The sequence below is a fragment of the Trueperella sp. genome, assembly GCF_043424875.1.
Lineage (GTDB): Bacteria > Actinomycetota > Actinomycetes > Actinomycetales > Actinomycetaceae > Trueperella.
In genome coordinates this window covers 1-26,964 of sequence record NZ_JBHWPL010000079.1, presented here as the reverse complement: position 1 = coordinate 26,964, position 26,964 = coordinate 1, and the positions used below count along the sequence as shown (strand labels likewise).

Annotated in this window: 24 protein-coding genes, 1 other RNA gene and 1 pseudogene; 19 read left to right on the top strand and 7 right to left on the bottom strand. The window is 62.4% G+C overall.

The annotated features are described in order from the left end of the window. Both ACHFFR_RS07285 and ACHFFR_RS07280 read left to right on the top strand, forming a co-directional pair. Positions 1-2,508: PD-(D/E)XK nuclease family protein (locus tag ACHFFR_RS07285; protein ID WP_394263603.1), on the top strand; the 2,508-nt coding region annotated here is incomplete at its 5' end. Next, positions 2,505-6,074 carry a UvrD-helicase domain-containing protein gene (locus ACHFFR_RS07280; RefSeq protein ID WP_394263602.1) on the top strand — a complete coding sequence of 1,190 codons (3,570 nt, stop codon included), beginning with the start codon at positions 2,505-2,507 and terminating at the stop codon, positions 6,072-6,074. The genes ACHFFR_RS07285 and ACHFFR_RS07280, both read left to right, overlap by 4 nt. On the opposite strand, the gene ACHFFR_RS07275 is transcribed toward ACHFFR_RS07280, so the two are convergent. Then, a complete protein-coding gene (locus ACHFFR_RS07275; protein ID WP_394263601.1) occupies positions 6,008-7,123 on the bottom strand; it encodes a phosphotransferase in 1,116 nt (371 codons plus the stop codon). The two genes, ACHFFR_RS07280 and ACHFFR_RS07275, sit on opposite strands and share 67 nt — an antisense overlap. 99 nt (positions 7,124-7,222) lie before the next feature. Here ACHFFR_RS07275 and ACHFFR_RS07270 point away from each other — a divergent pair, with 99 nt between their 5' ends. From ACHFFR_RS07270 to ACHFFR_RS07200, 15 genes are all read left to right on the top strand, one after another. Then, entirely contained in the window at positions 7,223-8,083 is an 861-nt protein-coding gene (locus ACHFFR_RS07270; protein ID WP_394263600.1) for a fumarylacetoacetate hydrolase family protein, read from the top strand. Beyond that, positions 8,083-8,421 (top strand): hypothetical protein, encoded by a 339-nt coding sequence (locus ACHFFR_RS07265; protein WP_394263599.1) that lies wholly within the window; start codon positions 8,083-8,085, stop codon positions 8,419-8,421. The genes ACHFFR_RS07270 and ACHFFR_RS07265 overlap by 1 nt, the downstream gene beginning before the upstream one ends. A gap of 172 nt (positions 8,422-8,593) precedes the next feature. Beyond that, on the top strand, positions 8,594-9,832 hold the full coding sequence (locus ACHFFR_RS07260) for a CpaF family protein (RefSeq protein ID WP_394263598.1): 1,239 nt from the start codon (positions 8,594-8,596) through the stop codon (positions 9,830-9,832). Beyond that, positions 9,820-10,635, top strand: coding sequence for a type II secretion system F family protein (locus ACHFFR_RS07255; RefSeq protein ID WP_394263597.1), 816 nt, complete (start codon positions 9,820-9,822; stop codon positions 10,633-10,635). The genes ACHFFR_RS07260 and ACHFFR_RS07255 overlap by 13 nt, the downstream gene beginning before the upstream one ends. Next, positions 10,628-11,494: a type II secretion system F family protein gene (locus ACHFFR_RS07250; RefSeq protein ID WP_394263596.1), complete on the top strand. Its 867-nt coding sequence runs from the start codon at positions 10,628-10,630 to the stop codon at positions 11,492-11,494. The genes ACHFFR_RS07255 and ACHFFR_RS07250 overlap by 8 nt, the downstream gene beginning before the upstream one ends. Before the next feature lie 21 nt (positions 11,495-11,515). Next, a complete protein-coding gene (locus ACHFFR_RS07245) occupies positions 11,516-11,707 on the top strand; it encodes a hypothetical protein (RefSeq protein WP_394263595.1) in 192 nt (63 codons plus the stop codon). After that, a complete protein-coding gene (locus ACHFFR_RS07240) occupies positions 11,679-12,068 on the top strand; it encodes a hypothetical protein (protein ID WP_394263594.1) in 390 nt (129 codons plus the stop codon). The genes ACHFFR_RS07245 and ACHFFR_RS07240 overlap by 29 nt, the downstream gene beginning before the upstream one ends. Continuing rightward, entirely contained in the window at positions 12,052-12,513 is a 462-nt protein-coding gene (locus ACHFFR_RS07235; RefSeq protein WP_394263593.1) for a hypothetical protein, read from the top strand. Before ACHFFR_RS07240 ends, ACHFFR_RS07235 begins: the two co-directional genes overlap by 17 nt. After that, positions 12,510-12,953, top strand: coding sequence for a hypothetical protein (locus ACHFFR_RS07230; protein ID WP_394263592.1), 444 nt, complete (start codon positions 12,510-12,512; stop codon positions 12,951-12,953). Before ACHFFR_RS07235 ends, ACHFFR_RS07230 begins: the two co-directional genes overlap by 4 nt. A 42-nt stretch (positions 12,954-12,995) precedes the next feature. After that, positions 12,996-14,087: a peptide chain release factor 2 gene (prfB, locus tag ACHFFR_RS07225; RefSeq protein WP_394263604.1), complete on the top strand. Its 1,092-nt coding sequence runs from the start codon at positions 12,996-12,998 to the stop codon at positions 14,085-14,087. 139 nt (positions 14,088-14,226) lie between these two features. Continuing rightward, complete coding sequence (gene ftsE / locus ACHFFR_RS07220) at positions 14,227-14,919, top strand: cell division ATP-binding protein FtsE (RefSeq protein ID WP_394263591.1); 693 nt, start codon at positions 14,227-14,229, stop codon at positions 14,917-14,919. After that, positions 14,916-15,824: a permease-like cell division protein FtsX gene (ftsX, locus tag ACHFFR_RS07215; RefSeq protein WP_394263590.1), complete on the top strand. Its 909-nt coding sequence runs from the start codon at positions 14,916-14,918 to the stop codon at positions 15,822-15,824. The genes ftsE and ftsX overlap by 4 nt, the downstream gene beginning before the upstream one ends. 7 nt (positions 15,825-15,831) lie before the next feature. Further along, positions 15,832-17,241, top strand: a complete 1,410-nt coding sequence (locus ACHFFR_RS07210) for a M23 family metallopeptidase (protein WP_394263589.1) — start codon at positions 15,832-15,834, stop codon at positions 17,239-17,241. 147 nt (positions 17,242-17,388) lie between these two features. After that, the gene (gene smpB / locus ACHFFR_RS07205) at positions 17,389-17,922 is read left to right on the top strand and encodes an SsrA-binding protein SmpB (RefSeq protein ID WP_394263588.1); all 534 of its coding nucleotides are present in this window, start codon (positions 17,389-17,391) and stop codon (positions 17,920-17,922) included. A gap of 74 nt (positions 17,923-17,996) precedes the next feature. After that, entirely contained in the window at positions 17,997-18,761 is a 765-nt protein-coding gene (locus ACHFFR_RS07200) for an HAD-IIA family hydrolase (RefSeq protein WP_394263587.1), read from the top strand. Here ACHFFR_RS07200 and ACHFFR_RS07195 read toward each other — a convergent pair. Genes ACHFFR_RS07195 through gcvP form a run of 4 tightly spaced genes read right to left on the bottom strand, consistent with a single transcriptional unit; the run spans position 18,758 to position 24,181 of the window. Next, complete coding sequence (locus ACHFFR_RS07195) at positions 18,758-19,834, bottom strand: S66 peptidase family protein (protein ID WP_394263586.1); 1,077 nt, start codon at positions 19,832-19,834, stop codon at positions 18,758-18,760. The genes ACHFFR_RS07200 and ACHFFR_RS07195 overlap by 4 nt on opposite strands. After that, positions 19,834-20,214, bottom strand: a complete 381-nt coding sequence (gene gcvH / locus ACHFFR_RS07190) for a glycine cleavage system protein GcvH (protein WP_394263585.1) — start codon at positions 20,212-20,214, stop codon at positions 19,834-19,836. The genes ACHFFR_RS07195 and gcvH overlap by 1 nt, the downstream gene beginning before the upstream one ends. Positions 20,215-20,234: 20 nt before the next feature. After that, the gene (gene gcvT / locus ACHFFR_RS07185; RefSeq protein WP_394263584.1) at positions 20,235-21,335 is read right to left on the bottom strand and encodes a glycine cleavage system aminomethyltransferase GcvT; all 1,101 of its coding nucleotides are present in this window, start codon (positions 21,333-21,335) and stop codon (positions 20,235-20,237) included. A 14-nt stretch (positions 21,336-21,349) separates the two neighbouring features. Beyond that, positions 21,350-24,181 (bottom strand): aminomethyl-transferring glycine dehydrogenase, encoded by a 2,832-nt coding sequence (gene gcvP / locus ACHFFR_RS07180; RefSeq protein WP_394263583.1) that lies wholly within the window; start codon positions 24,179-24,181, stop codon positions 21,350-21,352. A gap of 181 nt (positions 24,182-24,362) precedes the next feature. Between gcvP and ssrA the strand changes: the two genes are divergently transcribed. Then, positions 24,363-24,737: a transfer-messenger RNA gene (gene ssrA, locus ACHFFR_RS07175) on the top strand. Positions 24,738-24,843: 106 nt separating this feature from the next. Here the strand turns inward: ssrA and ACHFFR_RS07170 are convergent. Then, positions 24,844-25,059, bottom strand: coding sequence for a helix-turn-helix domain-containing protein (locus ACHFFR_RS07170; protein ID WP_394263582.1), 216 nt, complete (start codon positions 25,057-25,059; stop codon positions 24,844-24,846). Next, the gene (locus tag ACHFFR_RS07165; RefSeq protein ID WP_394263581.1) at positions 25,056-25,532 is read right to left on the bottom strand and encodes a DUF2975 domain-containing protein; all 477 of its coding nucleotides are present in this window, start codon (positions 25,530-25,532) and stop codon (positions 25,056-25,058) included. The genes ACHFFR_RS07170 and ACHFFR_RS07165 overlap by 4 nt, the downstream gene beginning before the upstream one ends. 412 nt (positions 25,533-25,944) lie before the next feature. Between ACHFFR_RS07165 and ACHFFR_RS07160 the strand changes: the two are divergent. Further along, positions 25,945-26,964, top strand: a pseudogene (locus ACHFFR_RS07160) (hypothetical protein); the annotation flags it as partial.

Genomic DNA, 26,964 nt, shown 5'->3' with positions numbered 1-26,964 from the left:
ACTGTGGGAGACGGCAAACTAGATATCGAAAAGCCGCGCTGGGATTGGGTGATCGTCGACGACGTCGAGAACTCCACTCTCGCCGTGCGGGCTCTTCTTCGTGCATTGAAGGCGGACGGCACATCGATCGTCACGTTCGGCGATCCGGACGCGGCCGTTCAAGGATTTCGCGGAGGCGTGGCACATCTTCCGGCGTTGCTCACGCGAGACGAGGCGGCAGGAGGGCTTGGTGCCGAGCGCTTCTACCTGACTCATCGCTATCGCGCGGGAGGTCAAATCGGGGAGGTCGTGGCCAAGGCGACCTCCGGCATTCATACCGCCGGAGCGGGCCGGCACAGGGCTGCAGACTTCGTGGCGGACGGCGAGGGCGGCGCTGCGGCGGACGCTGAGCTGGCCGACGATGGCGAAGCGGCCGACGTCGGCGAGGCGGCTGGCGATGGCGAGGCGGCTGGCGATTCTTACCCGGCGGTGGCGCAGATCTTTGCGAACGAGGACGAAGAGATCGCATATGTTGCAACGCGAATGCGGCGCTTGCATCTCCTTGAGGGCGTCCCGTACTCGCAGATGGCGGTCCTGACGCGATCGGCTGGCACGCACCGCGCTGCGCGGCGATCCTTCCTTCGGTACGGCGTTCCCATCGCGCCACTCATGAGTTCGGAGCCGCTGCGCGAGCAGCGTGCGGTGGCGGCGCTTATTGATCTCATTGAGGTGGCGCTGTGGGATCCGATCGTCGTCGATACGGCACAGATCGAACACGTGCTCACTGGCCCGCTGTTCGCCATCGATCCCTTAGATCTTCGCTCGCTTCGCCGCGAACTGCGCGGCTGGGAGCTGGCCATGGGCGGGTCGCGGTCCGAGTCTGAATTGTTGACGCTCGTTCTCACGGGTGGCGAGCAGCTCGCCAAGGTGCCCGAGCTCCAGCAGATCCATGCCGTGATCGAGCGGATCAGAGCGGCCCGTGATCGCGGGGCGCTCGGCGAAGAGGTGCTGTGGGAGGCTTGGGATGGGGTCGGCGTCGCCGATCAGTGGCGCGAGCGCGCCCTTGGCGTCGGAGCCCATGCGGATGCGGCGAATGCGGATCTCGACGCCGTGATCTCGGTGTTTCGGGTTGCGCAGCGCCAGGCGGACCGCGATCCGGCGAACGCCAGCATCGCCGTGCTTCTCGAGGCGCTCGAGGAGCAGGACATTCCCGAGGACTCCATCGCTCGAACAGGTGGCCTTGCGGACGAGGTGACGCTCGCAACGCCGTCGTCGACGATCGGTAAATCGTGGGACTACGTGGCAATCCTCGGGCTGAACGAGGGCACGTGGCCGAACACGCGTCTGCGAAACCCGCTCACGAAGGTCCCCAAGCTCGTCAACGTTGTGCTCGGCTCGGAGATGGCCGGGCGTGTTGTGGAGTCGGGGCAGCTGGTGCGGGACGTCATTGACGACGAGCTGCGCATGCTCCTCAAGGCGCTCACGCGCGCACGAAAGTCGGTGGTCGTGACCGCGACGCGCGGTGACGGCGTGCAGCCCTCGCGCTTTCTTCAGTGGCTCTTTCCTGAAGCGACCGAGGCGAGGGCCGTTGCTCGTGCACTCGACACGGCGGGTCTGACTGGCCAGTTGCGGCAGGCGATGGCGAGCGGGGATGACATTCTCTCCTTGGCGGCCGAGGGCGTTCTGGACGAACTTGCGCAGGAGGGTGTGGACTCCGCGAGGTGCGATACGTGGGTTGACCAGCTTGAACCCAGCACGCACCTCGGAGCGGAGGGAGACGTCTACGTGTCTCCCTCGCGCATCGAATCCACAATGCGCTGCCCACTTCGAGCGTTCTTGGATTCACTCGGCGCGGCGTCAACCACTGACACGCGCGCGCTGGACGTCGGCACTCTCATCCACACGCTCGCGGAGGAGTTTCCATACGGTCCGACGTCCGACATGCGGGAACGTGCGGAACAGCTGATTGCGGATCTCGACCTACCCGACGACTTCGACGGCACGAAGGTCCGCGCGGATCTCGACGTCATGCTGACGACACTTGGCACGTATCTCGAGCAAACGGGCGTCAACGTACTCACGGAGCAGAGTGCACGTGATTCGCTGGATGATCCGGACGGCACGGTTGTGGTGACCTCGAGGCTGGATCGCTTGGAGATGACGGCCAACGAAGCCTCCGTGATTGATTTCAAGACCTCGAGCAACGAAATCACCAGGGCCGAAGCGGCTGTTAATCCCCAGCTACGCGTGTACCAGTGGCTGATCGACCGCGGTGCGGTGGAGGGCATCGACAAAGCGAATGGTGCGAAGCTGCTGTACGTCAAGAAGCCGACGAAGGCCAACCTGCCAACCGTGCGTGCTCAAGAAGCTCTCGGCCCGCAGGAGATGGCGGAAGTGGACGCGATGATTCTTAATACCGGCAAGGTCCAGCGCGGTGGTTCGTTCGCCGCGGTGCGTAACCTGATGTGCCGTACGTGCGCGTACACGGCCACATGTCCCGCGGTGGGCAGCGGAAGGATTTTCTCATGATCTCGTACGAGGCCTTTGCCAAGACACTCGAACACCAGCCCACCGAGGAACAGCGTGAGGTGATCGTCAGCGAGGATCAGGCGATCGCCGTCATCGCGGGTGCTGGTTCTGGCAAGACTGCCACGATGGCGCAGCGCATCGTGTGGCACATCGTTAATGGCAACGTGCGCCCGGACGAGGTACTCGGCCTGACGTTCACGACCAAGGCGGCCGGCGAACTGGCAGAGCGCGTGGAGGCCCAGCTGGCTCACGCAGCTAGGTCGGGGCTCATGCCTCGTGCAGATGCTGAGCAGGTAACTGCGGACTCCGGCCAGCACGAGGGTGAAGAATCGGAGCTCGAGGAGTCGGACACCGTCGCTGGTCATACGCACGACGAGATGGCACAGCCGACGATCTCGACGTACAACTCGTTTGCTGCAAGCATCGCGGCGTCCTACTCCATGCTGATCGGCGAAGATCCGCGAGCTCGGCTCATTACCGATGCCGAGCGCTGGCAGATTATGCGCGATATTGTCTCCTCGCTCGATACTGAATCGCAAGAATATGCGGATCTTAAGGGTTGGGCGGCGAACACGGTTGTTGATCGCGCGCTGACGCTAGCCGATGAGCTCATCTCGAATGGGGTCACGACTCCAGAGCTACGCGAGGTCTTGACTGAGGAGCGAGATGCCGTTCAAAAGGTCAAGGATGCGAAGGTGGCACGCGGTACGCACACTGACGCCTCAAGGGCCACACAAACCGAACCTGCCCGAGCTCTTGGCGCCATTAATAAGCGGCTTGCGCTGTGCACGCTCATTGACTCGTATCTGGCATACAAAAAGGAACACTCTGTTATCGAGTTCGCCGATCAGGTGGATCGAGCCAATCGCATTTTGAAGGCCGTGCCGGACCAGGTCGGAGAGCTGGTCGGCCACTACAAACTCATTCTGCTCGACGAGTATCAGGACACCTCCTCCCAGCAGGCCGAGTTCCTTTATAACGCTTTTTCGGATGCGTGGTCGGTGTGCGCCGTGGGTGATCCCAACCAGGCTATTTATTCCTGGCGCGGAGCTTCGGCCGCGGCTCTGAGCGACTTCATGGACCGGTTCCGCGTCGCAAAGAACCTCACGCTATCAACCGCGTTTAGAAACGGATCGCAGATCCTCGACGCCGCGAATGCGCTGACCCAGGGCAAGTTGTCCTATCCGTCGATGACCGTGAAGAAACTGACTCCGCGACCAGGAGCTGGCGACGGGGATGTTCGCCATATCCACCGAACGTTCTGCGACGATTCATACGCGGCGATGGCCGACCAGTTCGCGGGTCTGTTCGACGACGCACGAGTGGAGATTTCGCAAAGAATAGAGCGGGGCGAAACCGATCCGGCCAAGCTCACGTTCCCCACCGCCGTCGTGCTGTGCCGTAAGCGGTCCTACATTGAGCTCACGGCTCAGGCGCTTGAGAACCGTGGGGTTCCGTTCGAAATTGTGGGCGGAGAAGCGCTCATTGAAAAGCCTGAAGTTCGGCTGCTGCGTTCGTTCCTCGGGCTCGTGGCGGTGCCGGATCGAAACGATTTGCTGGTGCCGATCTTTACCCACTTTGCCATCGGAACAAAGTACCTTCGAGCGCTCGGGGAATTCGCGAAAACCTTGGCGCGCAGGGCTCGCAAGGAACAGAGCGCGCGTCAGGAACAGGCTGCCGATCGGGAGAGCAACCCCGCGCGCGTCGAGATCGATATTCGGCCGAGTTTGGTGGAAGCCATTGACTCCTTGGCGTCGGCGCCGGAGGGGATGAGCGACGCCGGCTACGCCCGGCTCAAGCACATCAGTTCCCTGCTGCGTGGCATTCGCGAGCGAGCCCACCTGTCCGTGCCTGACCTCATCACCCACACGATCGACGCGCTTGACCTGCCGTTCTACGCGCGGTCGAGGCGCGACGGCGGGGCGCGTGTTGAGGGCGCGCTAGGTGCATTTGTTCGAATGGCCGCGCAGTATGTCAGCGATAATCCGCGTGCGAGCCTCAAGGGCTTCGTTGAGTGGATTGACGCCGTCGAAGAGCATGAAAACACGGGAGAAGGCGAGGTCAGTGGCGACGCCCAGTTCCTCATGACCGAAGAGGTCGTGCCAGAATCCGGCGTGGTTCAAATTATGACGATTCATGGAGCAAAGGGCTTGGAGTGGGACATCGTGGCAGTCCCCGACATGAAATACAAAGGGTTTGATGCCCATTCGCCAGACAGTGCGTGGCAGCTCAACGCAAGCGCCCTGCCCTTCCCATTGCGCGCCGATCGGGCACACCTGCCGTACTTCAGCTTCGCCGATCGAATTCCTGCCTACGCGAGCGTGACACCTCATGACAAGGCGCCCATTCTCGAGGAATTCTATCGCTACTCGTCGGGACCGTTGCGAGCTCACTACGCCGCTGAACAGAGGCGGCTCGCATACGTGGCGGTCACGCGCCCGCGCGACACCCTCATCGTGTGCTCCTACGACCTGGTTGATGAGACCAAGGCGGCGGGCGCGTTAGAGGACCTCGTTAAGCGGGTCGATAGCGAACTCGCCGAGGGGCCGATCGACTTCGCGACCATGCCGCAAAACACCTTCATTATGGATATGTCTGAGGTCCTCAACCCGGATCCGAATAACGATCCCGTGCTTGTGGGCGGCGATCTGGAACGCCTCGCGCTGGAAGCCAAGGAAGATGAGGGTGGCGTGTGGGCCGAGATTTTCGACCCGGCCACGAAGCGATGGCCGGTCGATATTGATCGGCGACTCGACCGGTCCGCGAGTCCGCCTACTCGTCAGCTCGCCGCCGACGACGTCTCGCGGATCGTGGCTCGGTGGAGGGACGAGGCGCAGGCACTGATACATGAAGCCAATGCATCGACCACCCCAGGCGTTTTGTCCCGCGATTACCTCACGGCGTCGGACGTCGTGAAACTCGCAGCGGATCCGGAGAGCTTCGTGCGTGATCAACGCCGGCCGATTCCGCAACGGCCGTCGCGCGCAGCGCGCACGGGAACCTTCGTGCATGAGGCGATCGCACATCACTACGACGCCCCGTTGACCTTGGACGTCGATTCGGTGGCGGACCCGGAAGAGATGCCAATCGACAGCGCGAGTGAACTTACGGATGCCGTCCGCGAGCGGCTGCTCGACCGGTTCCACAGCTCCCCGTATGCGGCGTGCCCGAAGATCTCGATCGAGGAGGGCGTGGACATCGAGCTGGGTGGCATGCCAATTCGGTGTGTCATTGACGCCGTGCTAGACACGTCGGGGCTCGAAGGCCATCCGCCGGTGACGATCATCGATTGGAAGACGGGTAGGCGGCCACATCCGGATCAGCTGGAGTCTCGCCAGTACCAGCTGGCGCTTTACCGGCTCGCGTGGTCAACGGCGAAGGGCATGCCACTGGAGGATATCGGCGCGGCCTTCTATTACCTCGGGGAGAACGAGCCGGAGATGCGTGAACTTCGTGCCCCGGTCATGACCGGCGAACACATCGCCCGGCACATTGCCGATCAGCTTGCGGAGGGAGCCGAACTCTCGTCGAGACTCTCGTCGCCTGATCCGACGTCGTCGGAATAGCCGAGGCCGTCAGAATGATCGACGTCGTCCGAATAGTCGAGGCCGTCAGGATCGAATGTCGTGAAGCCGGCGTCGTCGGCCGAATCTGCGTAGGCGGGCGTGGCCTGGCTGACGGACCAGGTCGGTCCCGGTGCCAGGTCCGGGTCGGCCTCCACCTCGGCGGCGAGATCGTCCATCATGGCGCGCGCTTCGTCGACGATCTCGGCGTCGCCGCGGCGGGCTCCAAATAGCATCCAGCGTGCCAGCGCGAGCTCGGAAATGAGAACCACGCGATTGTAGAAATTCTCAGTCGGCTCCTCGCCCATCGCGTTCGAGTAGGACTCGACGAGGGCGTCGAAAAGGTGCTCGTCCAGCACTGACACAAGGGAGGCGAAGTCGAGCGCGGGATCTCCCACGTGAGCAGAGCCGAAGCCGAGCACACACGAGATCGACCCGTCCCACCACATGAACTGGTCTGACCCGATGTCGCCGTGCACGACGCGCGGTTCGAAATCCCACAGGTCAGTGATCTCGAGCGCGTTCTCCCAGCGGCGGCGCAGGATTCCGGGCAGGGGAGAGGTCGCATCCGCGTCGTGAAGGTCGGCTAGGAGCCGGCGTCGGGAAGTCTGCGTGTCGTATGAGGGAAGCCCCGCGTTTTCGATGGTCTCCACGGGCAACTGATGAATCGCGGCAAGTGCGCGGCCAAGCTCGTGGGCGTCGGCCTCGGTGAGATCCTCGAAATCGTGTTCGCGACCCATCGGCGCAACGTAGGTGACCGCGCGACCTTCCTTGACCTGCACAAAGCCAGCCGGGCGAACGACGTCGAAGGGCAACCGCCCGTCGCGTAGCGCCGTGAGGAGCGGGGGCGCGATGGCTGCCTCGGCCTCGATCATCGTGCCGGCGATGGAGTGAAGCGGGTACTTGACGATCCAGCGCCGACCCTTGGCGTCCACCACTCCGCCGTATTGGAAGTCAGCGGTGCGAGTGTAAGGGCCGCGAACGCCCACAGCCTCCAAGCCGTCCACAGCGGCGACGGCGAGGGCTGCAAGTTCGTAAGGAGTCGTATTCACCCCTCCACGGTATCCGCCTGCGGGGAAAATCGGCGAAACTACACGCCCACCCACCCGGTTGCGCTTTCGCTTATTCGCACAAGCGGCGAAGATGGGGGTATGAAGATCGCAACAGTCAGAGTCGATGGTGGCACGAGGGCGGTCCGGATTGACGGCGATGAAGCGGTTGACCTGGGCTACGACGACGTCGGGGCGCTGCTTGCGTCTGGAGGTGCGGGCAGCGCTGGGGGCGCGGCTGGGATCGGGGGTGTTATCGCTGGGGGCGCGGCTGGAGCCGAGCCTAGGAGGTGGCCGGTTGCCGATCTCGAATGGGAGAGGCTGATCTTGGCGCCGAGCAAGGTACTGTGCGTTGGCCTTAATTACCGCGGACACATCGCCGAGATGGGGCGGGAGTTTCCGAACTATCCCACGCTGTTCATGAAGTTCACCGACGCGCTGACCGGCGCGAATGACGATATTGCCCACCCACAGGAGGTCGAGGAGCTTGACTGGGAGGCTGAGCTTGTCGTCGTCATTGGAAAGGATGTCCGGCGCGCAAGCACAGCCGAGGCGGAGGACGCGATCGCGGGGTTTACTGTGCTCAATGACGTGTCCGCCCGCGATTGGCAGCACCGCACGCTCCAGTGGCTGCAGGGTAAGAACTGGGATTCGTCGACGCCGGTCGGTCCGCTCATGGTGACGCCCGACGAGGTTGGGGGTGTGCGGCCGGCACTTCGCATCACGACGACGGTGGACGGCGAGGTCATGCAGGACTCCACCACGGGTGACTTGCTGTTTGATCCGGTAGAGCTCGTGCAGTACGCCTCGACGATCATCAGGCTACGGCCGGGCGACATGATTGCTACGGGCACCCCGGCCGGCGTGGGAGCGGGAATGACTCCGCCGCGATTCCTCAAGCCAGGCCAGACGGTCGCATGCGCGATCGAGGGGATCGGTACGACGAGGAATAGGATTGTTTAATGTCGAACACGCGCAATTACATGATGGTGGGACTGGGTGTCGTCTTCCTAGTGGCGGCGGTCCTACTGGGATTCTGGGCGTTCGCGGACGATTCGGCAGCCCCGACGGTCTCGAGTTCGTCGGCAGAACCGGGTTCGGTTACCGAGAGTGAGCCGGTCACCGACGCGACCGGCACCGAGTCTGCTGGCACCGAGCCAGCTGAAACAGAGCCTGCTGGCACCGAGTCGACCACTGCAGCACCGACCACTGCAGCACCGACCACCGCAGCACCGACGGGCGCCCAGTCGGAAGGCGTCGCCACGGAGGGCGACGAAAAGGGCGCTGCACCCGCTCAATAGGAGTAGCCGTTACTGCTGAGGAGCAAGGCCTCGATAATTGCCTGTGAGACAGCTAAATCTCGCCTCGGGCTAGCAGATTGTGACGGAACAAGAACTGCTTATCCACAGGTGTGATTATCGACGACGGTTCGTCCGGTTACTCCGTTAGCTTCTGCTAGGGGAGGTGAGCGTGATGACGGACTCGGTTGCGTGGCTGGATGCGCGCGTGCGCGAACTGGTACGAACCTCCCGCATCGATCCGCAGCTCGATCCCGCGGGACTCGACGAACTCATCGACCAGGCTTTCAACGAATACGAGGACCTGACGGTGGCCGGCGTCGTGGACGACGTGGAGGACATGCCCGCAACGCGGCGACGGCTTCGCGACGACGTCGGAGGTTTCGGCCCGCTTCAGCCGCTCATTGACGATCCGGATATCGAAGAGATCTGGATCAACGAGCCCGGTCGCGTTTTCTTCGCGAAAGATGGCCTATCCCAGCTGTCGAATATCGTCCTCGAGCCGGGGCAGATTAAAGACCTCGTGGAACGCATGCTCCGCGCGTCCGGACGCCGCCTTGACCTCTCCCAGCCCTTCGTCGATGCCGCGCTCCACACCGGCGAACGACTGCACGTGGCGATCCCCGATATCACTCGCGAGCACTGGGCCGTCAACATTCGCAAGTACATCGTTCGGCCCCGACGGCTCGCCGATCTTGCAAAACGCGGCTTGCTGTCAGATTCCGCCACGCGGTTCCTCGACGCCGCGATCGACTGCGGCCTGAACGTCATCGTCTCGGGCGCCACCCAAGCTGGCAAGACGACCCTCTTACGCGCACTCCTCGGCGCCGTCCCCGCCGGCCAGCGCATCATCACGGCCGAGGAAGTCTTCGAACTGGGCCTCGCGCATCGCGACGTCGTCGCGCTCCAAACGCGTCCGGCCAACATAGAAGATCGCGGCGAGATTACACTCCGCCGACTCGTCCGCGAATCGCTGCGCATGCGCCCTGACAGGATCGTCATCGGCGAGGTGCGCCAAGCCGAAGCATTCGACATGCTCATCGCCCTCAACTCGGGCATCCCCGGTGCCTGCACCATCCACGCGAACTCGGCGCGAGACGCCGTCAACAAACTCTGCGTCCTGCCGCTCCTCGCCGGCGAGAACGTGACCTCCGACTTCGTCATCCCCACCGTCGCTTCCACTATCGACCTCGTCGTTCATATCCACCGCGATCGCCACGGCCTGCGCAGGGTTCGCGAGATCGTCGGGCTCACGGGCCGAACCGAACAGGACGTCGTCGAGACCTCGGAGATCTTCATCGATCGGGGAGCGGGCCTCGACCGCGGGCCGGGTTACGTGCCGCACCCCGACCTGTTCGAGGAGCGCGGCTACGATCTCCACGAGCTTTTAGGCGGTGGATCGTGGCATTCGTGATAGGTGTGATCGTCGGTCTGGGCGTGTTCCTCGTGGTTCTGGCATACCGCGAGCCGCGGAACATCGCGCTTCCCACCGGCCTCCTGCGGCGGATCGCGCCCGCGGCAGGAGCAGGGTTCGCGGGATTCGTGGCCGCCGCGATGATCTCTGGTTCCGCGCCGATCGCCGCGTCGATTGGGGTGCTATGTGCGGCGGTGCCAGGCATATGGCGCTCGGCGCAGGCCCGGCGTCGCCGCGAAGAACTGCGAGAAGTCTGGCCCGAAGTCATCGACGACATCGTGGCGAACGTGCGCGTGGGCCTGCCGATCGGCGAGTCACTCGCGTTGCTATCCGTGCGCGGACCGGAGGTCATGCGCCCCGCCTTCACCCAGTTCGCCCAGCATCTGCGCGCCGACGGCCGCCTCGATCCAGCCCTCGACGAACTCAAAGCCACCCTCGCCGACCCGATGACCGACCGCATCCTGGAAGCCCTCCGCCTCGCCCACAGCCTCGGCGGGCGCGATCTCGCCGCCACGCTCGCAAGTCTCGCCAGCCTCGTGCGCGAGGAGAACCGCGCCCGCGGTGAACTACTCGCACGCCAGTCGTGGACGGTCAACGGCGCGCGCCTGGCGGCGGTCGCCCCGTGGATCATCCTCCTCCTGTTTTCCACCCGCCCCGGCGCGATCGACGCATTCACCACCCCGACCGGCGTGGCGATCCTCGTGATCGGATTCGTTCTCACCCTCGTCGCCTACTGGCTCATGCTCCGGCTCGGCCGCCTGCCCGAAGACGAACGAATCTTCGCCGGGAGCGCCCATGCTTAGCGGATTCCTCGCCGGCGCTGCCCTAACCGCCGGCCTGCTCCTGACCTTCGTAGCGTTCGTCTACCGCCCCGCCCAGCTCAGCGCGCGAGTCCTGCCATACGTCGCAACCCGCACCCGAAAGCCAGCGCCGCGCCACCGCGCCATCGACGCGTTCGCCCGAGTACTCGACGCGGTGGGATCAACGACGACGTCGGTCGAGCAGCGTACCCACCTGCTCGGCGACCTCACGGTCGGCGATTTCCGGATTCGCCAGTTGCAGTGGGGAGCCATCGGGCTCGTCATAGGCACGCTCCTTGGATTCGCACTGGTCGTGCGGGGTGTGCCGATCGTCGCTGCGCTCGCGGGCGTCGTCGTATCCGTGCTTGCGGGCGTGCTCGGAGCCGATTGGGCTCTGACGAACCGGTGTGAACAGCGCAAGAAGGCATACACGGCGCAACTGCCCGACGTTGTGGAGGTGCTGGCGCTCGCAGTGGCCTCCGGGGAATCGATCCGCGTGGCCATCGACCGGGTCACGCGCATCGGCGAGGGCGAGATGGTCGGCGAACTGCGCCGAACAATGGCAGACGTCCACGCCGGCACCCCGCTCACCGACGCGCTCGACGACATGGGCAGCCGATCGGGGAACCGAAACGTGGCACGCTTTGCCGAAGCGGTGGTCACCGCCCTCGAGCAGGGCAGCGGGCTAGCAAGCTCGCTACACGCGCAAGCGCGAGATGCGCGCGATGCTTCCCGCCGCGACCTGCTCGAAGCCGGCGGAAAGGCAGAGATCGCGATGATGATGCCCGTCGTGTTCATCGTTATGCCTCTGACCGTCGTGTTCACGGTCTACCCAGCTCTCCAAGCCCTGAGATTGACGTAAGACAACCAAGAAAGGAACATCATGAAAATCAGAATGTTTCGCCGCCTGAATCCGGTGTTGTGGCCCGAAGATCGCGAGGAACCCGGAGACGTGCCGGGCTGGGTCATGATCACGCTCATGACGGCCGCGCTCGTGGTGCTCATCTGGGCCGTTGCCGGACCCGCGCTCACGGATCTGTTCAACGATGCGATCAACCGGATTCTCAACATTTAACAGGGCGAGTTCTGAGCCCGAGCGCGGCAACGCGACGGTCGGATTCGTGGCGAGCGTGGGACTGCTACTCATGGTGGTCTACACGGTGATCGCCGCCTCGCTCGGCTGGTACGTCCACGCGATCGCCACCGACTCTGCGATGGAGGGTGCCCGGGCGGGAGCCATCGGGGGATCACCCGCGCTCGCGGCCGAACGCACCAAAGACCTCATGACCAGCACGCTCGCCGAGAGCTACGCCTCCAACATCACGGCTCATGCCACCGAGACCGGCATCGAGGTGATCGTTCGCGCCCCGATTCCCGGTGCTGGGTTCCTCGGCGACGACGTGATCGAGGTGAGAGCGCATGCCAATCGCGAGTGAGGCGGCCAGCGCCGAGCGGGCAGGCGCGACCAGCACTAGCGCCGAGCGGGCCGAACCCGGGAACGCCGTGGTCGAGTTCATCGGGATCATGGTCGTCATCATCATTCCGGCCCTCGTGTTGCTCATCGGGTTAGCGACGACGACGCGCGCCCAGCTCGCGCTCGATGACGCGGCCCGCCAGTCCGTGCGGGCATTCATCCGCGAGGACTCCACCGTGAGCGCCCATACCCGAGCACACACGGCAGCTATCACCGCGTGGGAAACGCGAGGCTTTTCCGAACCGCTCGACGCGCGCGTGTCCTGCACGGCTAGCCCGTGCCTGACCCCGGGCTCATCGGTGAGCGTGGATGTTTCTGCCAGCGTGAGCGTTCCGATCATCGGCTCGGTGACCATGAGCGCGCGGCAGTCGATGATGGTCGATCAATACCGGGTGGTCCGGCCATGACACCGCGCGAGCGCAACACAGCAGCAACGGGCGCGGAAGCGCACGGCGCCGAAGACGGCAACCTCATCGTCATGGGTCTGGGGCTGTGGGTCGTCGTCATCTCTCTCATTCTCATCATCACCTCGGCCATCCACGTACACACCGTGCGACGGGACCTGCTCAACCACGGCGACGCCCTCGCACTCGAGCTCGCCCAAGAGATCTCCGATGAGTCCTACTACGCAGGCCAGGGCCTCGACCTGCGGCCGGCTCCGCCCGCGAGCGGCACGATCGTCGTCGGCGACCAGACCGCTACCTACACGGCGTACGTGAGTGGGGACGCCGTCGTCGTGAGTGTCACGGGAACGGCGCGGCTGCCCTTCATCCCGGACATGCTCGCGGCGCCCGGCGCAGTGGAACTCACGGTAACCTCGAGCGCCGAGCTGATCCGCATGCCGTAGACTGCCACCGTGAGCATCGATTACAGCCAAGAACTGAACGACATCCGCCACACCTACGAGGAGGTGGAGGCTGTGTCCGACCTGCCAGGGCTCAAAGCGACGATTGCGGATTTGACGGAGAAGTCAGCCGCGCCCGACCTGTGGGATAACCCGGACGAGGCCCAGGTGGTGACCTCGCGCCTCTCGCACGCACAGTCAGAGCTCGAGCGCGTGGAGAAAATGGGTGCGCGGCTCGACGACGTCGAGACCCTGTACGAGATGGCTCAAGAAGAGGCCGAGGGCGATCCGGAGATGGGCAAGGAGCTCCTCGCCGAGGTCGAGCGGGAGATCGAGAGGATCAAGGCCGACCTGTCCGACCTCGAGATCAAGACCCTGCTCTCGGGCGAATACGACGAGCGCGACGCCGTCATCACGATTCGCTCGGGTGCCGGCGGCGTGGATGCGGCAGACTTTGCCGAGATGCTCCAGCGCATGTACCTGCGCTGGGCCGAGCGCCACGGCTATAAGACGAAGGTGATGGATACGTCCTATGCCGAGGAGGCGGGGATTAAGTCGACGACGTTCGAGGTCGCGGCGCCCTACGCCTACGGCACGCTGTCGGTGGAGGCCGGAACGCACAGGCTCGTGCGCATCTCGCCGTTCGACAATCAGGGCCGGCGACAGACGTCGTTTGCTGCCGTCGAGGTGATCCCGCTGATCGAGACCACCGATTCGATCGAGATTCCGGACAACGAGCTGAAGATTGACGTGTTCCGCTCCTCGGGCCCCGGTGGTCAGTCGGTCAACACCACGGACTCTGCCGTGCGCATGACGCACATCCCCACCGGCATCGTTGTGTCGATGCAGGATGAAAAGTCGCAGATTCAAAATCGCGCGGCAGCCCTGCGCGTGCTCCAGTCGAAGCTGCTTCAGCGCCGCCACGAAGAAGAGCAGGCGAAGAAGAAGGAACTGGCCGGCGACGTCAAAGCTTCGTGGGGCGATCAGATGCGCTCCTACGTGCTGCACCCCTACCAGATGGTCAAAGACCTGCGCACCGGTCACGAAGTTGGCAACACGGATTCGGTGTTCGACGGCGATCTCGACGGTTTCATTGACGCGGGCATTCGCTGGCGCCAGGGAGCCAAGGACGAGTAGCGAAGAATAATTGAGGGCCCAGTCACCACGCGTGGCTGGGCTGTCATTATTTTGCGCCCTTTTCGGCGCGCCTATCCACCTGTGAAAAAGCGGCTCTTATGCTGATGAAGACTATGGTTTTAACGATTGCGCACTATTTATGATCACATTTGAAAACGTCACGAAGGTTTATCAGCGCGGGGCAGCTCCCGCGCTGGACGACGTGAGCCTCAATATCGATCGCGGAGAGTTCGTGTTTTTGGTGGGCGCATCGGGTTCTGGAAAGTCCACGATGCTCGCCCTCGTCCTAGCAGAAGAGCGCCCCACGAACGGCAAAGTTCACGTGCTGGGCAAGGATCTGTCCGGCGTCTCCTCACGCCGCGTTCCCTACCTGCGCCGCCAGATCGGCACGGTGTTTCAGGACTTCCGCCTGCTGTCGGACAAGAACGTGTTCGACAACGTGGCGCTCGCGATGCAGGTGATTGGAAAGCCGCGCCACGCCATCCACAAGGAGGTGCCGCAGGTGCTCGAACTTGTGGGCCTCGATGGCAAGGAAAAGCGGCGTATGCATGAGCTCTCCGGTGGTGAGAAGCAGCGCGTGGCGATCGCCCGAGCGATGGTGAACCGCCCCGAGCTTCTCCTAGCTGACGAGCCGACCGGCAACCTCGACCACAAGACGGCCCTTGGCATCATGCGTCTGTTGGATCGCATTAATCGCCAAGGCACCACGGTTGTGATGGCCACCCACGATCAGGCGATCGTGAACCAGTTGCGCAAGCGCGTGATCGAGCTCGTGGACGGCGACGTCGTGCGAGATCAGGATCGCGGCGTGTACGGAGGTAGCCAATCATGAGGTTACGGTTCATTTTCTCCCAGGTCTGGAAGGGCCTGCGTTCAAACTTCGCACTCTCGGCATCCGTCATGCTCGTCACGTTCGTCTCGCTCCTGTTCGTCGGTGCGGCGGTGCTGCTCCAGAACCAGATCGACTCGGCGAAGAACGATTGGTATGACCGCGTGGAGGTCTCCGCGTTTTTGTGTGCTCCGGACCAGAACACTCCGCAGTGTGCCGGGGGAGAGGTCACGCAGGAGCAGATCGACGATCTGGACGCCTTCCTCAAGTCCGACCAAATGGCCGAGTACGTGGACGAAGTCCACTTTGAAACCAAGGCCGAGGCCTACGAGGCGCTTCGCGAGTACCTCGAGGGGTCGGCGTGGATCGACACGGTGGATCCCGAGCAGATGCAGTCCTCCTACCGCGTCAAGCTGGTGGATCCCTCCGAGTACGACGTCGTCCGTGAAAGTATCGAAGGGCGTCCCGGCGTCGATGTGGTCATCGACCAGCGCGAGCAGCTCGAGCCGCTGTTCAACCTGCTCAATCGCTTCACGCTGATCGCCGGTGCGCTGGCAGGAATCATGATCCTGACTGCGCTACTGCTCATCCCCGCGACGATTCGACTATCGGCTATGTTCCGCCGGAACGAAACCGAGATCATGCGCTTCGTGGGCGCATCCAACGGCTTCATCCAGGCGCCCTTCATCCTTGAAGGAATCATTGCCGCGCTCGTGGGAGCCGTGCTCGCGGTGGCTGCCCTGTGGGTGGCCGTTGAGTACTTTATCCAGGATTGGTTCGCCGAGTCTTGGCTGCGCATCATCACCAGCCAAGACGTGCTGATGATGGCTCCGTGGCTGTTGCTCGGAGCCGTCGCTGTGGCTGCGATAGCATCGTATGTAGCACTTCGTCGGTACACGAAGGTCTAGGGGTAACATGCGCAAACTCATCACATTCGTCACAGCCCTGACGCTTGCCGTGTCAGGCGCTGCGATCGTCATGCCCGCCTCTGCCGACGAGCGAGACGAGCTCGTGGACCAGCAAGAAGAACAGGAACTCGAAATCGAGCGCCTTCAGTCCGATCTCGAGGGCATCGATGTTGGCCTTCAGGATGCCTATCTTCAGCTGGAAGAAACGCGCGGGAAGATCCCAGCCGCGGAGGCCGAGGTTCTCGAGGCGGAAAACGAGTTGGCGGCCGCGATTCGCGAGGCCGAGGCCAACGCTGCCCTTCTCGCGGCCGCTCAAGGCGAGCTCGACACCATTAATGACGACATCGCCGAGCACGAGGCGAATGCCGATGAGACGCGCAAGTCACTGGGCGAGTATGCCCGCGCCACCTACCGTGGCGATACGATGCCATCCGACCTTGAACTGCTGCTTGGCTCGAGCACGGCGGAAGATTTCGCCAATGCTTACCGGGCACAGTCGGCGGTTTCTCGATCTCAGACGTCCTCTCTGACCGAGTTTGAGCAGCAGGCAGCGCAGGCGAAGAACCGCGAGTCGCGCCAGAGCGCCGTCGAGGAAGAAATCGAGGAACTGAAGGAAGCCTCGGACGAACTCGTCATCGTTCAGGAAGAAAAGAAGGCCCTCGCAGATCAAAAGCGCGATGACCTGTATGCGCTTGAAACTAAGTTCGCCGAGCAGTCCGAGACGCTTGAAGCGAAGAAGGTCGATTATCAGGCGTCGCTCGACGAGATGGAAGATGCTCGCGACCAGACGGCTCAGCGTATCGCCGATATCGACGAAGAGAATCGACGCAAGGAAGCCGAGCGCATCGCCGCTGAGAAGGCGGCTGCGGAGAAGGCGGCTGCGGAGAAGGCTGAACAGGACAGAATCGCGGCGGATCAGGCAGCGCGTGAGCGGGCTGGGCAAAGTAACCAGCCGGCACCTGCGCCGGCCCCGGCTCCGCAGGTGCCCTCGAGCTGGATCCAGCCGCCCGTTCCCGCGCCCGTGTACGTGACCTCGCCCTTTGGCATGCGTCAGTACCCATTTGGTGGCATGTGGATGCACAACGGCGTCGACTTGCGCTCTCGATGCGGTGAAGCGCAGACGGCCGCGGCCGACGGCGTCGTCGCCGCTGTTGTTCCTGCCGCCGGCAACGGCACGCACGGCAACCAGGTGTTTATCAACCACGGCATCGTGGGTGGAAACTCGTACGTCACCGTGACCAACCACCTGCAGGCCTTCAACGTCAGTACGGGGCAGGCAGTGAGCAAGGGGCAGGTCATCGGATGGACCGGCGAAACCGGCCGCGTGACCGCCTGCCACGTCCACTTCGAAGTGTGGCGTGATGGCACCGTGATCGATCCGATGACGTTCAACTCGTTCGTTCGCCGCTGGAGCTAATCGCGCGTTGGAGCTGGCGCACGATAGCGCGTACACTAGCCACCTTGGAACCAATTGCCGCCTCGGGGTTGCCCTTGGGAGTCGATTGCACCTTGGAGCCAATAGCGCCGAGCCGCGCGAATACCTATATCGAAGGGAGCCCGAATCATGCCAAAAGCCTGGAAGAAGGATGCTGGCAAGCTCACGGCTGCCCAGAAGGCAAAGCAGGCCTCCGATGCCAAGCAGGTGGTGGCGCGCAACAAGAAGGCCCGCCACGATTACTTCATTGACCAGACCTTTGAGGCCGGCCTCGTCCTTGCGGGTACGGAGGTTAAGGCGCTGCGCGCCGGGCGTGCCTCGCTATCCGAGGCATGGGTGGACATCGATCGCCACGGTGAGGGCTGGCTCGTTGGCGCCAACATTCCCGTGTACTCCACGGGTGGCTGGACGAACCATGCGCCCACCCAGAAGCGCAAGCTCCTCCTCCACAAGCACGAGCTCGAAGAACTCGCCCAGCGCTCGCGCGAGAAGGGCTACACGATCGTGCCGCTCGAACTGTATTTTGTGCGCGGTCGGGCCAAAGTTGAGATCGGAATCGCCCGAGGCAAGCAGGAGTGGGATAAGCGGGAGACGCTCAAGCGTAAGCAGGATATGCGCGAGGCTGAACGCGCGATGTCCGAGGCTCGCCGCCGTCAACGCTAAGCCCTGAGCCATACAATTGAGCCTGTTCGCCTCAGCGCCTTTTGGTGTTCAAGAAGGCGTGGTTGGATGGATGTATGACTAATGCATGGCTTATTGATATGGATGGCGTACTGGTTCATGAGGGCACGGCCCTCGATGGGGCAAAGGAGTTCTTGGACCAGCTGGAGGACAAGGGCATCCCTCACCTGATTTTGACGAACAATTCGATCTTCACCCCGCGCGATCTCTCGGCGCGCCTGGAGTCTGCGGGGCTCACCGTGCCGGCAGATCGGATCTGGACGTCCGCGCTGGCCACGGCCAGATTCTTGGCACTTCAGAGCGACAACAAGCGAGCCTACGTCCTCGGCGAGGCTGGCATCACCACCGCCCTGTACGAAGAGGGCTTCATCATGACGGCGGACCGCCCAGAATTCGTGGTGCTCGGCGAGACGCGCACGTACTCCTTCGAAGCCATCACCAAGGCGATTCGCCTTATTCAGCGCGGCGCTCGGTTTATCGCCACGAATCCGGACGCTACCGGTCCATCCGCCGAGGGCGACATTCCCGCCACCGGCGCCGTGGCCGCGATGATCGAGAAGGCCACCGGGCGCAGCCCGTTCTTCGTGGGCAAGCCCAATCCGGTCATGCTGCGCAACGGGCTCAACAAGATTGGCGCGCATTCTGAGGACACCTCGATCGTGGGCGACCGCATGGACACCGACATTCAGGCCGGCGTGGAGGCCGGTTTGACCACGCACCTCGTGCTGACCGGCTCAACGAAGGAAGAAGAGATCGTCAACTTCCCCTACCGCCCCGATCACACCCACCCATCGATCGCCGAGGTCATCGAGTTCGTCTAGGTGATCGCGCGCACGAGCCCCTCAGCTAGGGGATAGTGCGCGACGATGCCCTCCTGGATGGGGTCAATCGTAACTTCGCCGCCGTAGGGGAGGATCACCTGCGGGCGTGTGTGGCCGAACGGCACGTTCATAGCAACGAGCAGATCGTTGCGATACAGCGAGAGATTCGACAGGAGATACTCCGTGTATGCCTCGCGGCGGGCATCACGAACCTCGGCGGCAACCGGCGCCTCGCGGTCTTGGACGACCGGGCGCGCAAACATGAGGCCGGCCGCCGCGTCAAGATAGCCGCGCTCGCCCATGCCGCGAATCCAGCGGCCCACGAAGTCGGCAGGCGGAAGGATTTCCGAGGTCTCGAAAATGAGAATGGCACCCTCAAGGTCTTCGGGATCCGGCAACCGCCCGGCAAGTGCAAGCTGATCAAGAACCTCCATCGAGCCACCCCAGGTGCGGCCACGAACGATCTCGTCGCTGCCGAGGAATTCCACGGGCAACGCCGGCTCGCGTTCGACGCCCTCCGTCAGGGAACGAGGGTCTGACCAGTCGATTCCAAAGTCTTCGGAGTCTTGCGTGGTTGGTAGGACGTAATCGCCACCACCGAAGAGCGCGGCGCGCAGGGTCAGGAGGTGTTCGTTGTCCACGAGGCGCCCCTGACCAAAATGAATCTGCGTCGATCCACCGTGATAGGAGCCGACCCCGTGGCAAAAGAGCCAGTTGAGGATGTTCGTGTTGTCGGAGAATCCGAAGAACGGCTTCGGGTCGGCCGTGGCGAGCTCCGGATCCAGATGCGGAGTTACCCGAATCTGATCATCGCCGCCAATCGTGGTGAAAATTGCTCGGATCTCGGGGTCAGCGAACGCCGCATTGACGTCCGCGGCGCGCGCTTCCGGCGTCGCTCCCATCTCGCGCGTGGTCGGGTACTCGACCACCTCCACTCCGAGCATGCGCTCGACGCGTTCTATCGCCTGCTCGTGCAATGCCGGGAAATAGGCAGGCGCCGACCACGCGGGGGACAGCACCGCCACCTTGTCGCCAACGGCGGCGGGCAACGGTGCGTGAATGTCGCGTGGCATTACTCGATTGTGCCGCTGATCTGCTCGGCGTACTCATCGGCGGAGCTCAGCGGGCCATCCTCAGCCACGTCCACAGCGTAGAGCCAGCCCTCGCCATACGGATCCTCGTTAATCAACTCGGGGTTATCGAGGAGCGCCTCGTTCACCTCAACGACCGTGCCACTCACCGGCGCCTTAAGCTCGGCGACTGACTTGGTCGACTCCACTTCGCCGCACTCTTCACCTGCGGTGATCTGCGCGCCCACCTCGGGGAGTTCGGCGTATACGATCTCGCCCAGTTGATCTTGGGCATAATCGGTGATTCCCACCCGGGCGGGGCTCTCGGAGCTCACCCAGTCGTGGTCGTCGGTGTAGCGCAGATCTGCTTTAACGGTGGTCATCGTCGTCCTCTTTCGGTTGGTTACTTGGGTCGGGAATAGAAGGGGAGAGCCACAATCGTAAACGGTAGGGCCTTGCCGCGAACGTCAACGTCGACGTTGGTGCCAGGCGCCGCATGCTCCGATTGAATGTATCCCATGGCGATCGGATACCCCAGTGTCGGGGAGGGGATGCCGGAGGTAATCGTGCCAACGCGCTCGCCGTCCACGATGAGATCCGCTCCGGCTCGACCAGCCCGGCGCTGCTCGGAGACAAGCCCGACGAGCACGCGCTCCGGGTTGTCGCTAGCTTCGAGCGCCCGGCGCCCGACGAAGTCCTCGGTTTTCTTGAAGCTAACGACGCCGTCGAGGCGAGCTTCGAACGGAGTCACGGTGGTCGTTAGTTCATTTCCGTACAGGGGCATGCCGGCCTCGAGGCGAAGCGAGTCACGGGCTGCGAGGCCGCAGGGCAGCATGCCGAGTGGTTCGCCGGCGGCCATGAGATCGTTCCACAGGGCGCTCGCGCGGGCCGTTGGGACGATGATTTCGAAGCCGAACTCGCCGGTGTATCCCGTGCGAGCCAGTATCACGGGGGCACCGTCAATCGTGAGCTCCACGCCCGTGTAGTTCTTCAGTTCGGCTCCGTGCTCGGCGAGGGCGGGATCGGGCAGTGCCTGAAGGACGTCGAGGGAGCGCGGTCCCTGAAGAGCAAGGAGGCCAAACGCCTCCGTCTCATCTTCGATGCTCACGTCCAAACCGGCGAGCCGCTCCTGGAGGGCCTCAAGGATCACGGCGGCGTTGCCAGCGTTCGGTATGGCTAAGAATCGATCGTCGCCAAACCGGTACACGATCAGATCGTCCAGGATAGTTCCCTCGTCCGTCAGTGCCAGCGTGTAGCGTGCCCGGCCGATGCTCATGGGCGCGAAGTTGCCGGCGAGGGCGAGGTTTAACCCGGTTGCGGCGTCAGGGCCGGTGATCCAGATCTTGCCCATGTGAGAGACGTCGAACAGCCCGGCGGCCGAACGTACGGCGCGATGCTCATCGAGTTCCTTGCCGTACTTCAGCGGCATATTCCACCCGTTAAAGTCGGTGAACGTTGCGCCGGCCGCTTCGTGCTCGGCTTCGAAAGGGGAGTGCTTCAACATGTGTACCTTCCTGCTTAGTCCTCGAATGCTTCCACTGGCGGGCAGGAGCAAACGATGTGCCGATCGCCAGCCGCGTTGTTAATCCGCCCGACCGGCGTAAAGTACTTATCCACTCTGAGGCTTGGCACTGGGAAGGCTGCCTTCTCCACCGAATATGGGCGATCCCAGCCGCTGTCGATCACCGCAGCCGCCGTGTGAGGCGCACGGCGAAGCACCGAGGTCTCCAGCTCAGCGGTGCCATCTTCCACCTCAGCAATTTCCTTGCGGATGGTGATCATCGCTTCGACGAAGCGGTCGATTTCGCCGAGATCCTCAGATTCGGTGGGCTCAACCATAAGCGTTCCCGGAACGGGGAAGGCCATCGTGGGCGCGTGGAAACCGAAGTCCATGAGTCGCTTGGCAACGTCTTCGGCGCTCACGCCCGTCTTCTCCGTGATCTCCCGGACGTCCACGATGCACTCATGCGCAACCAGCCCGTTGTTGCCCGCGAACAGGATCGGATAGTGGCCCTCGAGCCTCTTGGCAATGTAGTTGGCTGACAACACGGCCGTCTTCGTCGCCTCCGCGAGGTCGTCCCCGCCCATCATCGCGATGTATGCCCATGTAATAGGCAGGACGCCCGCCGAGCCATACAGCGTGGCAGCCACGGGGATACCGTGCTCATCGGCGTCGTAGGTTCGCGGCTCAGAGGGCAGATGCGGAATGAGGTGTTTGGCCACGCACACGGGGCCGACGCCGGGGCCGCCGCCACCGTGCGGAATGGAGAACGTCTTGTGGAGGTTGAGGTGGGAGACGTCGCCGCCGAACTTGCCCGGTTGTGCGATGCCAACCAGCGCGTTGAGGTTCGCGCCGTCGACGTACACTTGACCGCCGACGTCGTGGACTTTCGTGCAGATCTCCGCGATGCGCGATTCATAGATGCCGGCCGTCGACGGGTAGGTGACCATGATGGCGGCAACCTCTGCGCCGTGCTCGGCGAGCAGGTCGTCTAGGTGGTCGACGTCGACCGAACCGTCCGGTGCGGACTTGATGACCTTGATGGTCAGACCGGCCAGCTTGGCCGAGGCCGCGTTGGTTCCGTGTGCGGAGGCTGGGATCAGGCAGATCCTGCGCTGACCCTCGCCCTGAGACTCGAGGTAACGACGAATGGCTAAGAGACCTGCGTACTCGCCCTGAGAACCGGCGTTGGGCTGGACGCTGACGCCCGCATAGCCTGTGATTTCCGCGAGCCAGCCTTCGAGCGTGTGGATCAACTCGAGCCATCCCGCCGCCTGATCCTCGGGAACGAAGGGGTGAATATTCGCGAATTCAGGCCAGGTGATCGGTTCCATTTCAGCCGCTGCGTTCAACTTCATCGTGCACGAGCCCAGCGGGATCATGGCACGATCAAGTGCCAGGTCACGATCGGCTAGCCGGGTGGTGTACCGCATCATCTGCGATTCAGAACCGATGGAATTGAAAATCTCGTGCGTCATGAACGGCGAGGTTCGCTCCAGATCGGCGGGGATCGCGGTGTCGGCTGCCTCGGTCAGTTCGACGCCGAACACCTCCGCTAGCGTTGCAACGTCAGCCGCTTCGGTGGTTTCGTCAAAGGAAAGGCCGACCTGCGTATCTGAGAATTTGCGCAGGTTGTAGCCGGCCTCCAGAGTTTTGGTCATGGTCGCCTCGACGTCGTCAACCTCAACGATGAGCGTGTCGAAGAATTCGTCTCGCGCCAGGGTGTAGCCGCCACCCGTAAGCGCCGAGGCGAGGGTGACGGCGTGATGGTGGACGCGCTCGGCGATCGCCGTGAGCCCTTGCGGGCCGTGGTAGACGCCGTAGAACCCGGCCAAGACCGCGAGCAGGGCCTGTGCCGTACAGATATTCGACGTGGCCTTTTCGCGGCGAATGTGTTGCTCGCGGGTTTGCAAGGTGAGCCGGTATGCGGGGCGTCCCGTATCGTCCACGGACACGCCGACGATGCGGCCGGGGAGGTTACGCACGAGCTTTTGATCGGCCGCCATGTATGCCGCGTGCGGGCCACCAAACGACAGCGGCACGCCAAACCGCTGGGTGTTACCCACCGCGATGTCGGCGCCCTGTTCACCCGGGGGAGTGATCAGCGTGAGCGCAAGCAGATCAGCAATGACGGTGACCATCGCTCCGGCTTCCTTCGCCTGGGCGATGATGTCGGCGTGATGGCCGATACCGCCGTCGTCGCCAGGCTGTTGCAGGACGACGCCGGTGATCGTCCCCTCGGGCAAGCCATCGCGCAGATCGACGATCTCGGTCTCGATATCGAGCGCGTCGGTGCGACCCAGAATGACGGCGAGGTTTTGCGGGAAGATGTTGGAATCCAAGACCATCTTCCCGTCCTTGTTGGCGCGGTTTGCCCGGCCCATGAGCAGGACGGCCTCGGCGGCCGCGGACGCCTCATCCAGCATCGAGGCGTTGGCCAGATCGAAGCCCGTTAGATCGGCGACCATGGTCTGGAAATTCAGGAGCGCCTCGAGCCTGCCCTGGGAGATTTCCGGCTGGTAGGGCGTGTATGCGGTGTACCAGCCCGGGTTCTCAAAGACCGTTCGCCGGATCACCGCCGGGGTGTGGGTGTTGTAAAAGCCTTGCCCGATGAGCTGCTTCTTCACGGTGTTCTTCGCCGCTAACCTGCGTAGCTCGTCAAGTGCGTCATGCTCGTCCAGTGGCGCTGGCAGGTTTAATGGCTCGCGCTGTCGAATATCGCTTGGCACGACGGCGTCCATCATCTCGTCCAGCGTTGAATAGCCTAGAACTCCCAACATGTGGTGAATGCTGTCTTGACGCGGACCGATGTGACGATTCGCAAATGTACCGGTGTAGTGGTCAACCATGGGGTGAGTCTCCAGCTCTCGACGGTTTCTCTACCGCCAACTATAGCGTGGGTCACACTGTGAGCGCGCGGTGAATGCCACTGGAGCCATCGAGAAATGTGACTGCGGGAATAGACGCGGGGACGGCGTCGTTATACGATATGTAAACGCCTTCGGGCACTGTTGTTTCACAACTACATACGGGGATGATCGGTTTCGACGGCGATGACTGCCGAAGGGAAGCGGGTAGAGGATGCAGAGTCATCTCTTAAACGACTCTCTGCAAACAACAACTGCCAACAAGCAGAAGTCTGACTTCGCTCTCGCTGCTTAAGCGAGCGCCTTAAAAAAGTCCGTCAGCCTCACGTCGCTTTCGCGTGAGATGTCTGGCGTCGTTTAAGAAAGCCACTGGACCGCAGCTGGGTTGCCGGGCTGCGGTCAACACTAGGTAACTATGTTCGTCAGCGACTCGTCTGTGTGAGTGCTGGAGCTGAAAACAACGATTAACAGACTGCACCCGGAGAAGTCTTGGGTTTTGCATCGTCGGACGGGAGTTCAATTCTCCCCATCTCCACCACTATGGTCCCTGTCAGTTCGCTGACAGGGACCATTTTTGTCGGCTTCCCTGTGTCTCGTTTTGCCCCGGAATTGACGCCGCACGAGGAACCGTGGCGAGTCGGCCGCTAACTAGCGGGCTCCTCGTCGATGAATTCAAGGACCTCACCCACCGAGCAGTTCAGAACCCTGCAGATTCGTTCCAGCGTGGAGAAGCGAATGGCTTTTGCTCGCCCATTCTTAAGGACGGCAACGTTGGCAGGCGAGAGTTGGACGGCGTCGGCGAACTCGGCGACGCTCAGGTTGCGCTCTGCTAACAGAACGTTGAGATTGACCTTAATCAAATGACGCCTCCAAGTTCCTCATGTTCGGTCCGCGCACCGTCGAAGGCCTTGAGTGCGATATAGGTCAGGCACCCAAAGCCGGTTGCTGCGACGAGTGACGCAGCTAGTCCCAACACGACCCCTGGGCCACCTGCGTGAACAGTGGAGAGAAGATGAATCGCTGTACCAGCGGGGATGAGGAACGCGACGGTGCATAATAGGCCCGCTGCGAAGATCCACATTCGCGTGTTGTTCGTGAAGAACGAATCTTTCGTCCGTCTGGAGACCGCTAGGTAGAGAAAAATTACTGCTCCCTGAATGCAGGCTATGGTGACGATCCCCAACACGGAATAGGGTGCGACGAGATGGCGCACTTCTGGCATTTGGTGGCCCACATCGCTTGCAACGATCGGGACGAGGAACTGTCCGAGAATGAGGGCGAGCAGAAACAGTGAGACGACACCGGTAAGTACCCATTGCACGAGTCTATTCATCTATCGATTATCGCTAGAAAGCTATCGCATGTCAATAGCCCCGTAGATTAGCGGCTAGCATATTGCGCGTGAGTGCACGTGAGTGGCCACTCGACGCGGGACCTTAGTCCTAGGTGCCGTATGCAATGAGTCCTCTGAGGTGAGTTTGTTATTACAAGTTTTTATTTTGTGCATTATCTGCATAACTTTCTTGACCGGTTTATGCTAGCCTGCCTGAAAGGTACCCTTCCGGCGAGGGCCTCAGATGAGGCGCGCAGGGTGGGGATCATTAATACGAACAACCTAGGGGAGCTTGTTCAACATGCTGAATTTACGACCTAAAATGTCGCGACGGCGGAGCCGTTACACGCAAGCCGTGGTAGCCCTGAGTGCCGTCTTTGTACTTGCCTTCGGGGCGTTAGCTCCCAATGCTATGACCGTCACGGACCCAGAGGCGCCCGCCGATGATCAAGTTGCGGCACTGGCAGAGACCCACGAGGTCGAGCCGGTCGATACGCTAGCCGACGAGCCGCTGGATACTGTTGAATCTGGGGATGTAGACGTTGAGCCGGCACCGCCCGTGGACGCCACGGAGCCCGCTGAGGATATCGCGGAGCCTGTTGAACCAGTCATTGAGCCTGCTGAACCGGCCATCGAGCCTGCTGACCCAGTTATTGAGCCTGCTGAACCCGCCACTGAGGCCTCGACGCCTGCCGAATCGGTGACCGATGATGAGGCAGTCGCGTCAGAGTTCGAAACCTTCGCTCTGGGAGCTGATGGCGGCACACCACCCTATGTCTACTGGGATGTGCGTGACGTGGAAACGGGCGAGCTCGTGCCGGGAGCCACTTTTGAGTTTCAGTATCGTTCCAGGGGCTTGGTTTCCTGGCGCTGGGAAACGGGCAACAACGCGGGCAGTATTTTGGATTGCGACGGGACCTGTTCGAACAATAACTCCGGAAATGTTTTAGATCGGGATGCTGACGGCGGCGAATTCCTCCTGGAGCATTACGCTACGGATCGCAACAACAACAACCGTGTTACCGATGGTAACAATTACCGCGTCAGTCAAAGTAGTGCTCCTCCGGGATACTCGTGGGTCGTCCCCGGCAGCAATACGAAGACCATCGGTGAGGCAAACAGCAATACCGCCACGTGGAACAATGGGAATGGTAGCCGAACGCACAACTTTGGCACTTTCCAGGTGCGGAAGATTCAGACCGCTCCGCAGTGCACCGCCGGCTTTGTGTACGGACTCAGTAGCAATGGGCAACTGCAGCAAGTCGACTCGAGTGGCACGGTCACGAACATGGGAACGCGGGCGACGGGAGTTAGTGACTTTAATGGCCTTGGCATCGGGAGCGGCGGTCAAGTTTACGCCATCAATCGAAGCTATCGCGGTTTCGGCTACTCGGACGCAAGAGGAACCGTCTACAGTTATAACACCTCAGTC

Bases quoted from the DNA above. Each gene is read 5' to 3' on its own strand.
- ACHFFR_RS07280 (WP_394263602.1), top strand. From the start codon at position 2,505: ATGATCTCGTACGAGGCCTTTGCCAAGACACTCGAACACCAGCCCACC.
- ACHFFR_RS07270 (WP_394263600.1), top strand. From the start codon at position 7,223: ATGAAGATCGCAACAGTCAGAGTCGATGGTGGCACGAGGGCGGTCCGG.
- ACHFFR_RS07265 (WP_394263599.1), top strand. From the start codon at position 8,083: ATGTCGAACACGCGCAATTACATGATGGTGGGACTGGGTGTCGTCTTC.
- ACHFFR_RS07260 (WP_394263598.1), top strand. From the start codon at position 8,594: ATGACGGACTCGGTTGCGTGGCTGGATGCGCGCGTGCGCGAACTGGTA.
- ACHFFR_RS07250 (WP_394263596.1), top strand. From the start codon at position 10,628: ATGCTTAGCGGATTCCTCGCCGGCGCTGCCCTAACCGCCGGCCTGCTC.
- ACHFFR_RS07245 (WP_394263595.1), top strand. From the start codon at position 11,516: ATGAAAATCAGAATGTTTCGCCGCCTGAATCCGGTGTTGTGGCCCGAA.
- ACHFFR_RS07240 (WP_394263594.1), top strand. From the start codon at position 11,679: ATGCGATCAACCGGATTCTCAACATTTAACAGGGCGAGTTCTGAGCCC.
- ACHFFR_RS07235 (WP_394263593.1), top strand. From the start codon at position 12,052: ATGCCAATCGCGAGTGAGGCGGCCAGCGCCGAGCGGGCAGGCGCGACC.
- ACHFFR_RS07230 (WP_394263592.1), top strand. From the start codon at position 12,510: ATGACACCGCGCGAGCGCAACACAGCAGCAACGGGCGCGGAAGCGCAC.
- ftsE (WP_394263591.1), top strand. From the start codon at position 14,227: ATGATCACATTTGAAAACGTCACGAAGGTTTATCAGCGCGGGGCAGCT.
- ftsX (WP_394263590.1), top strand. From the start codon at position 14,916: ATGAGGTTACGGTTCATTTTCTCCCAGGTCTGGAAGGGCCTGCGTTCA.
- ACHFFR_RS07210 (WP_394263589.1), top strand. From the start codon at position 15,832: ATGCGCAAACTCATCACATTCGTCACAGCCCTGACGCTTGCCGTGTCA.
- smpB (WP_394263588.1), top strand. From the start codon at position 17,389: ATGCCAAAAGCCTGGAAGAAGGATGCTGGCAAGCTCACGGCTGCCCAG.
- ACHFFR_RS07200 (WP_394263587.1), top strand. From the start codon at position 17,997: ATGACTAATGCATGGCTTATTGATATGGATGGCGTACTGGTTCATGAG.
- ACHFFR_RS07195 (WP_394263586.1), bottom strand. From the start codon at position 19,834: ATGCCACGCGACATTCACGCACCGTTGCCCGCCGCCGTTGGCGACAAG.
- gcvH (WP_394263585.1), bottom strand. From the start codon at position 20,214: ATGACCACCGTTAAAGCAGATCTGCGCTACACCGACGACCACGACTGG.
- gcvT (WP_394263584.1), bottom strand. From the start codon at position 21,335: ATGTTGAAGCACTCCCCTTTCGAAGCCGAGCACGAAGCGGCCGGCGCA.
- gcvP (WP_394263583.1), bottom strand. From the start codon at position 24,181: ATGGTTGACCACTACACCGGTACATTTGCGAATCGTCACATCGGTCCG.
- ACHFFR_RS07165 (WP_394263581.1), bottom strand. From the start codon at position 25,532: ATGAATAGACTCGTGCAATGGGTACTTACCGGTGTCGTCTCACTGTTT.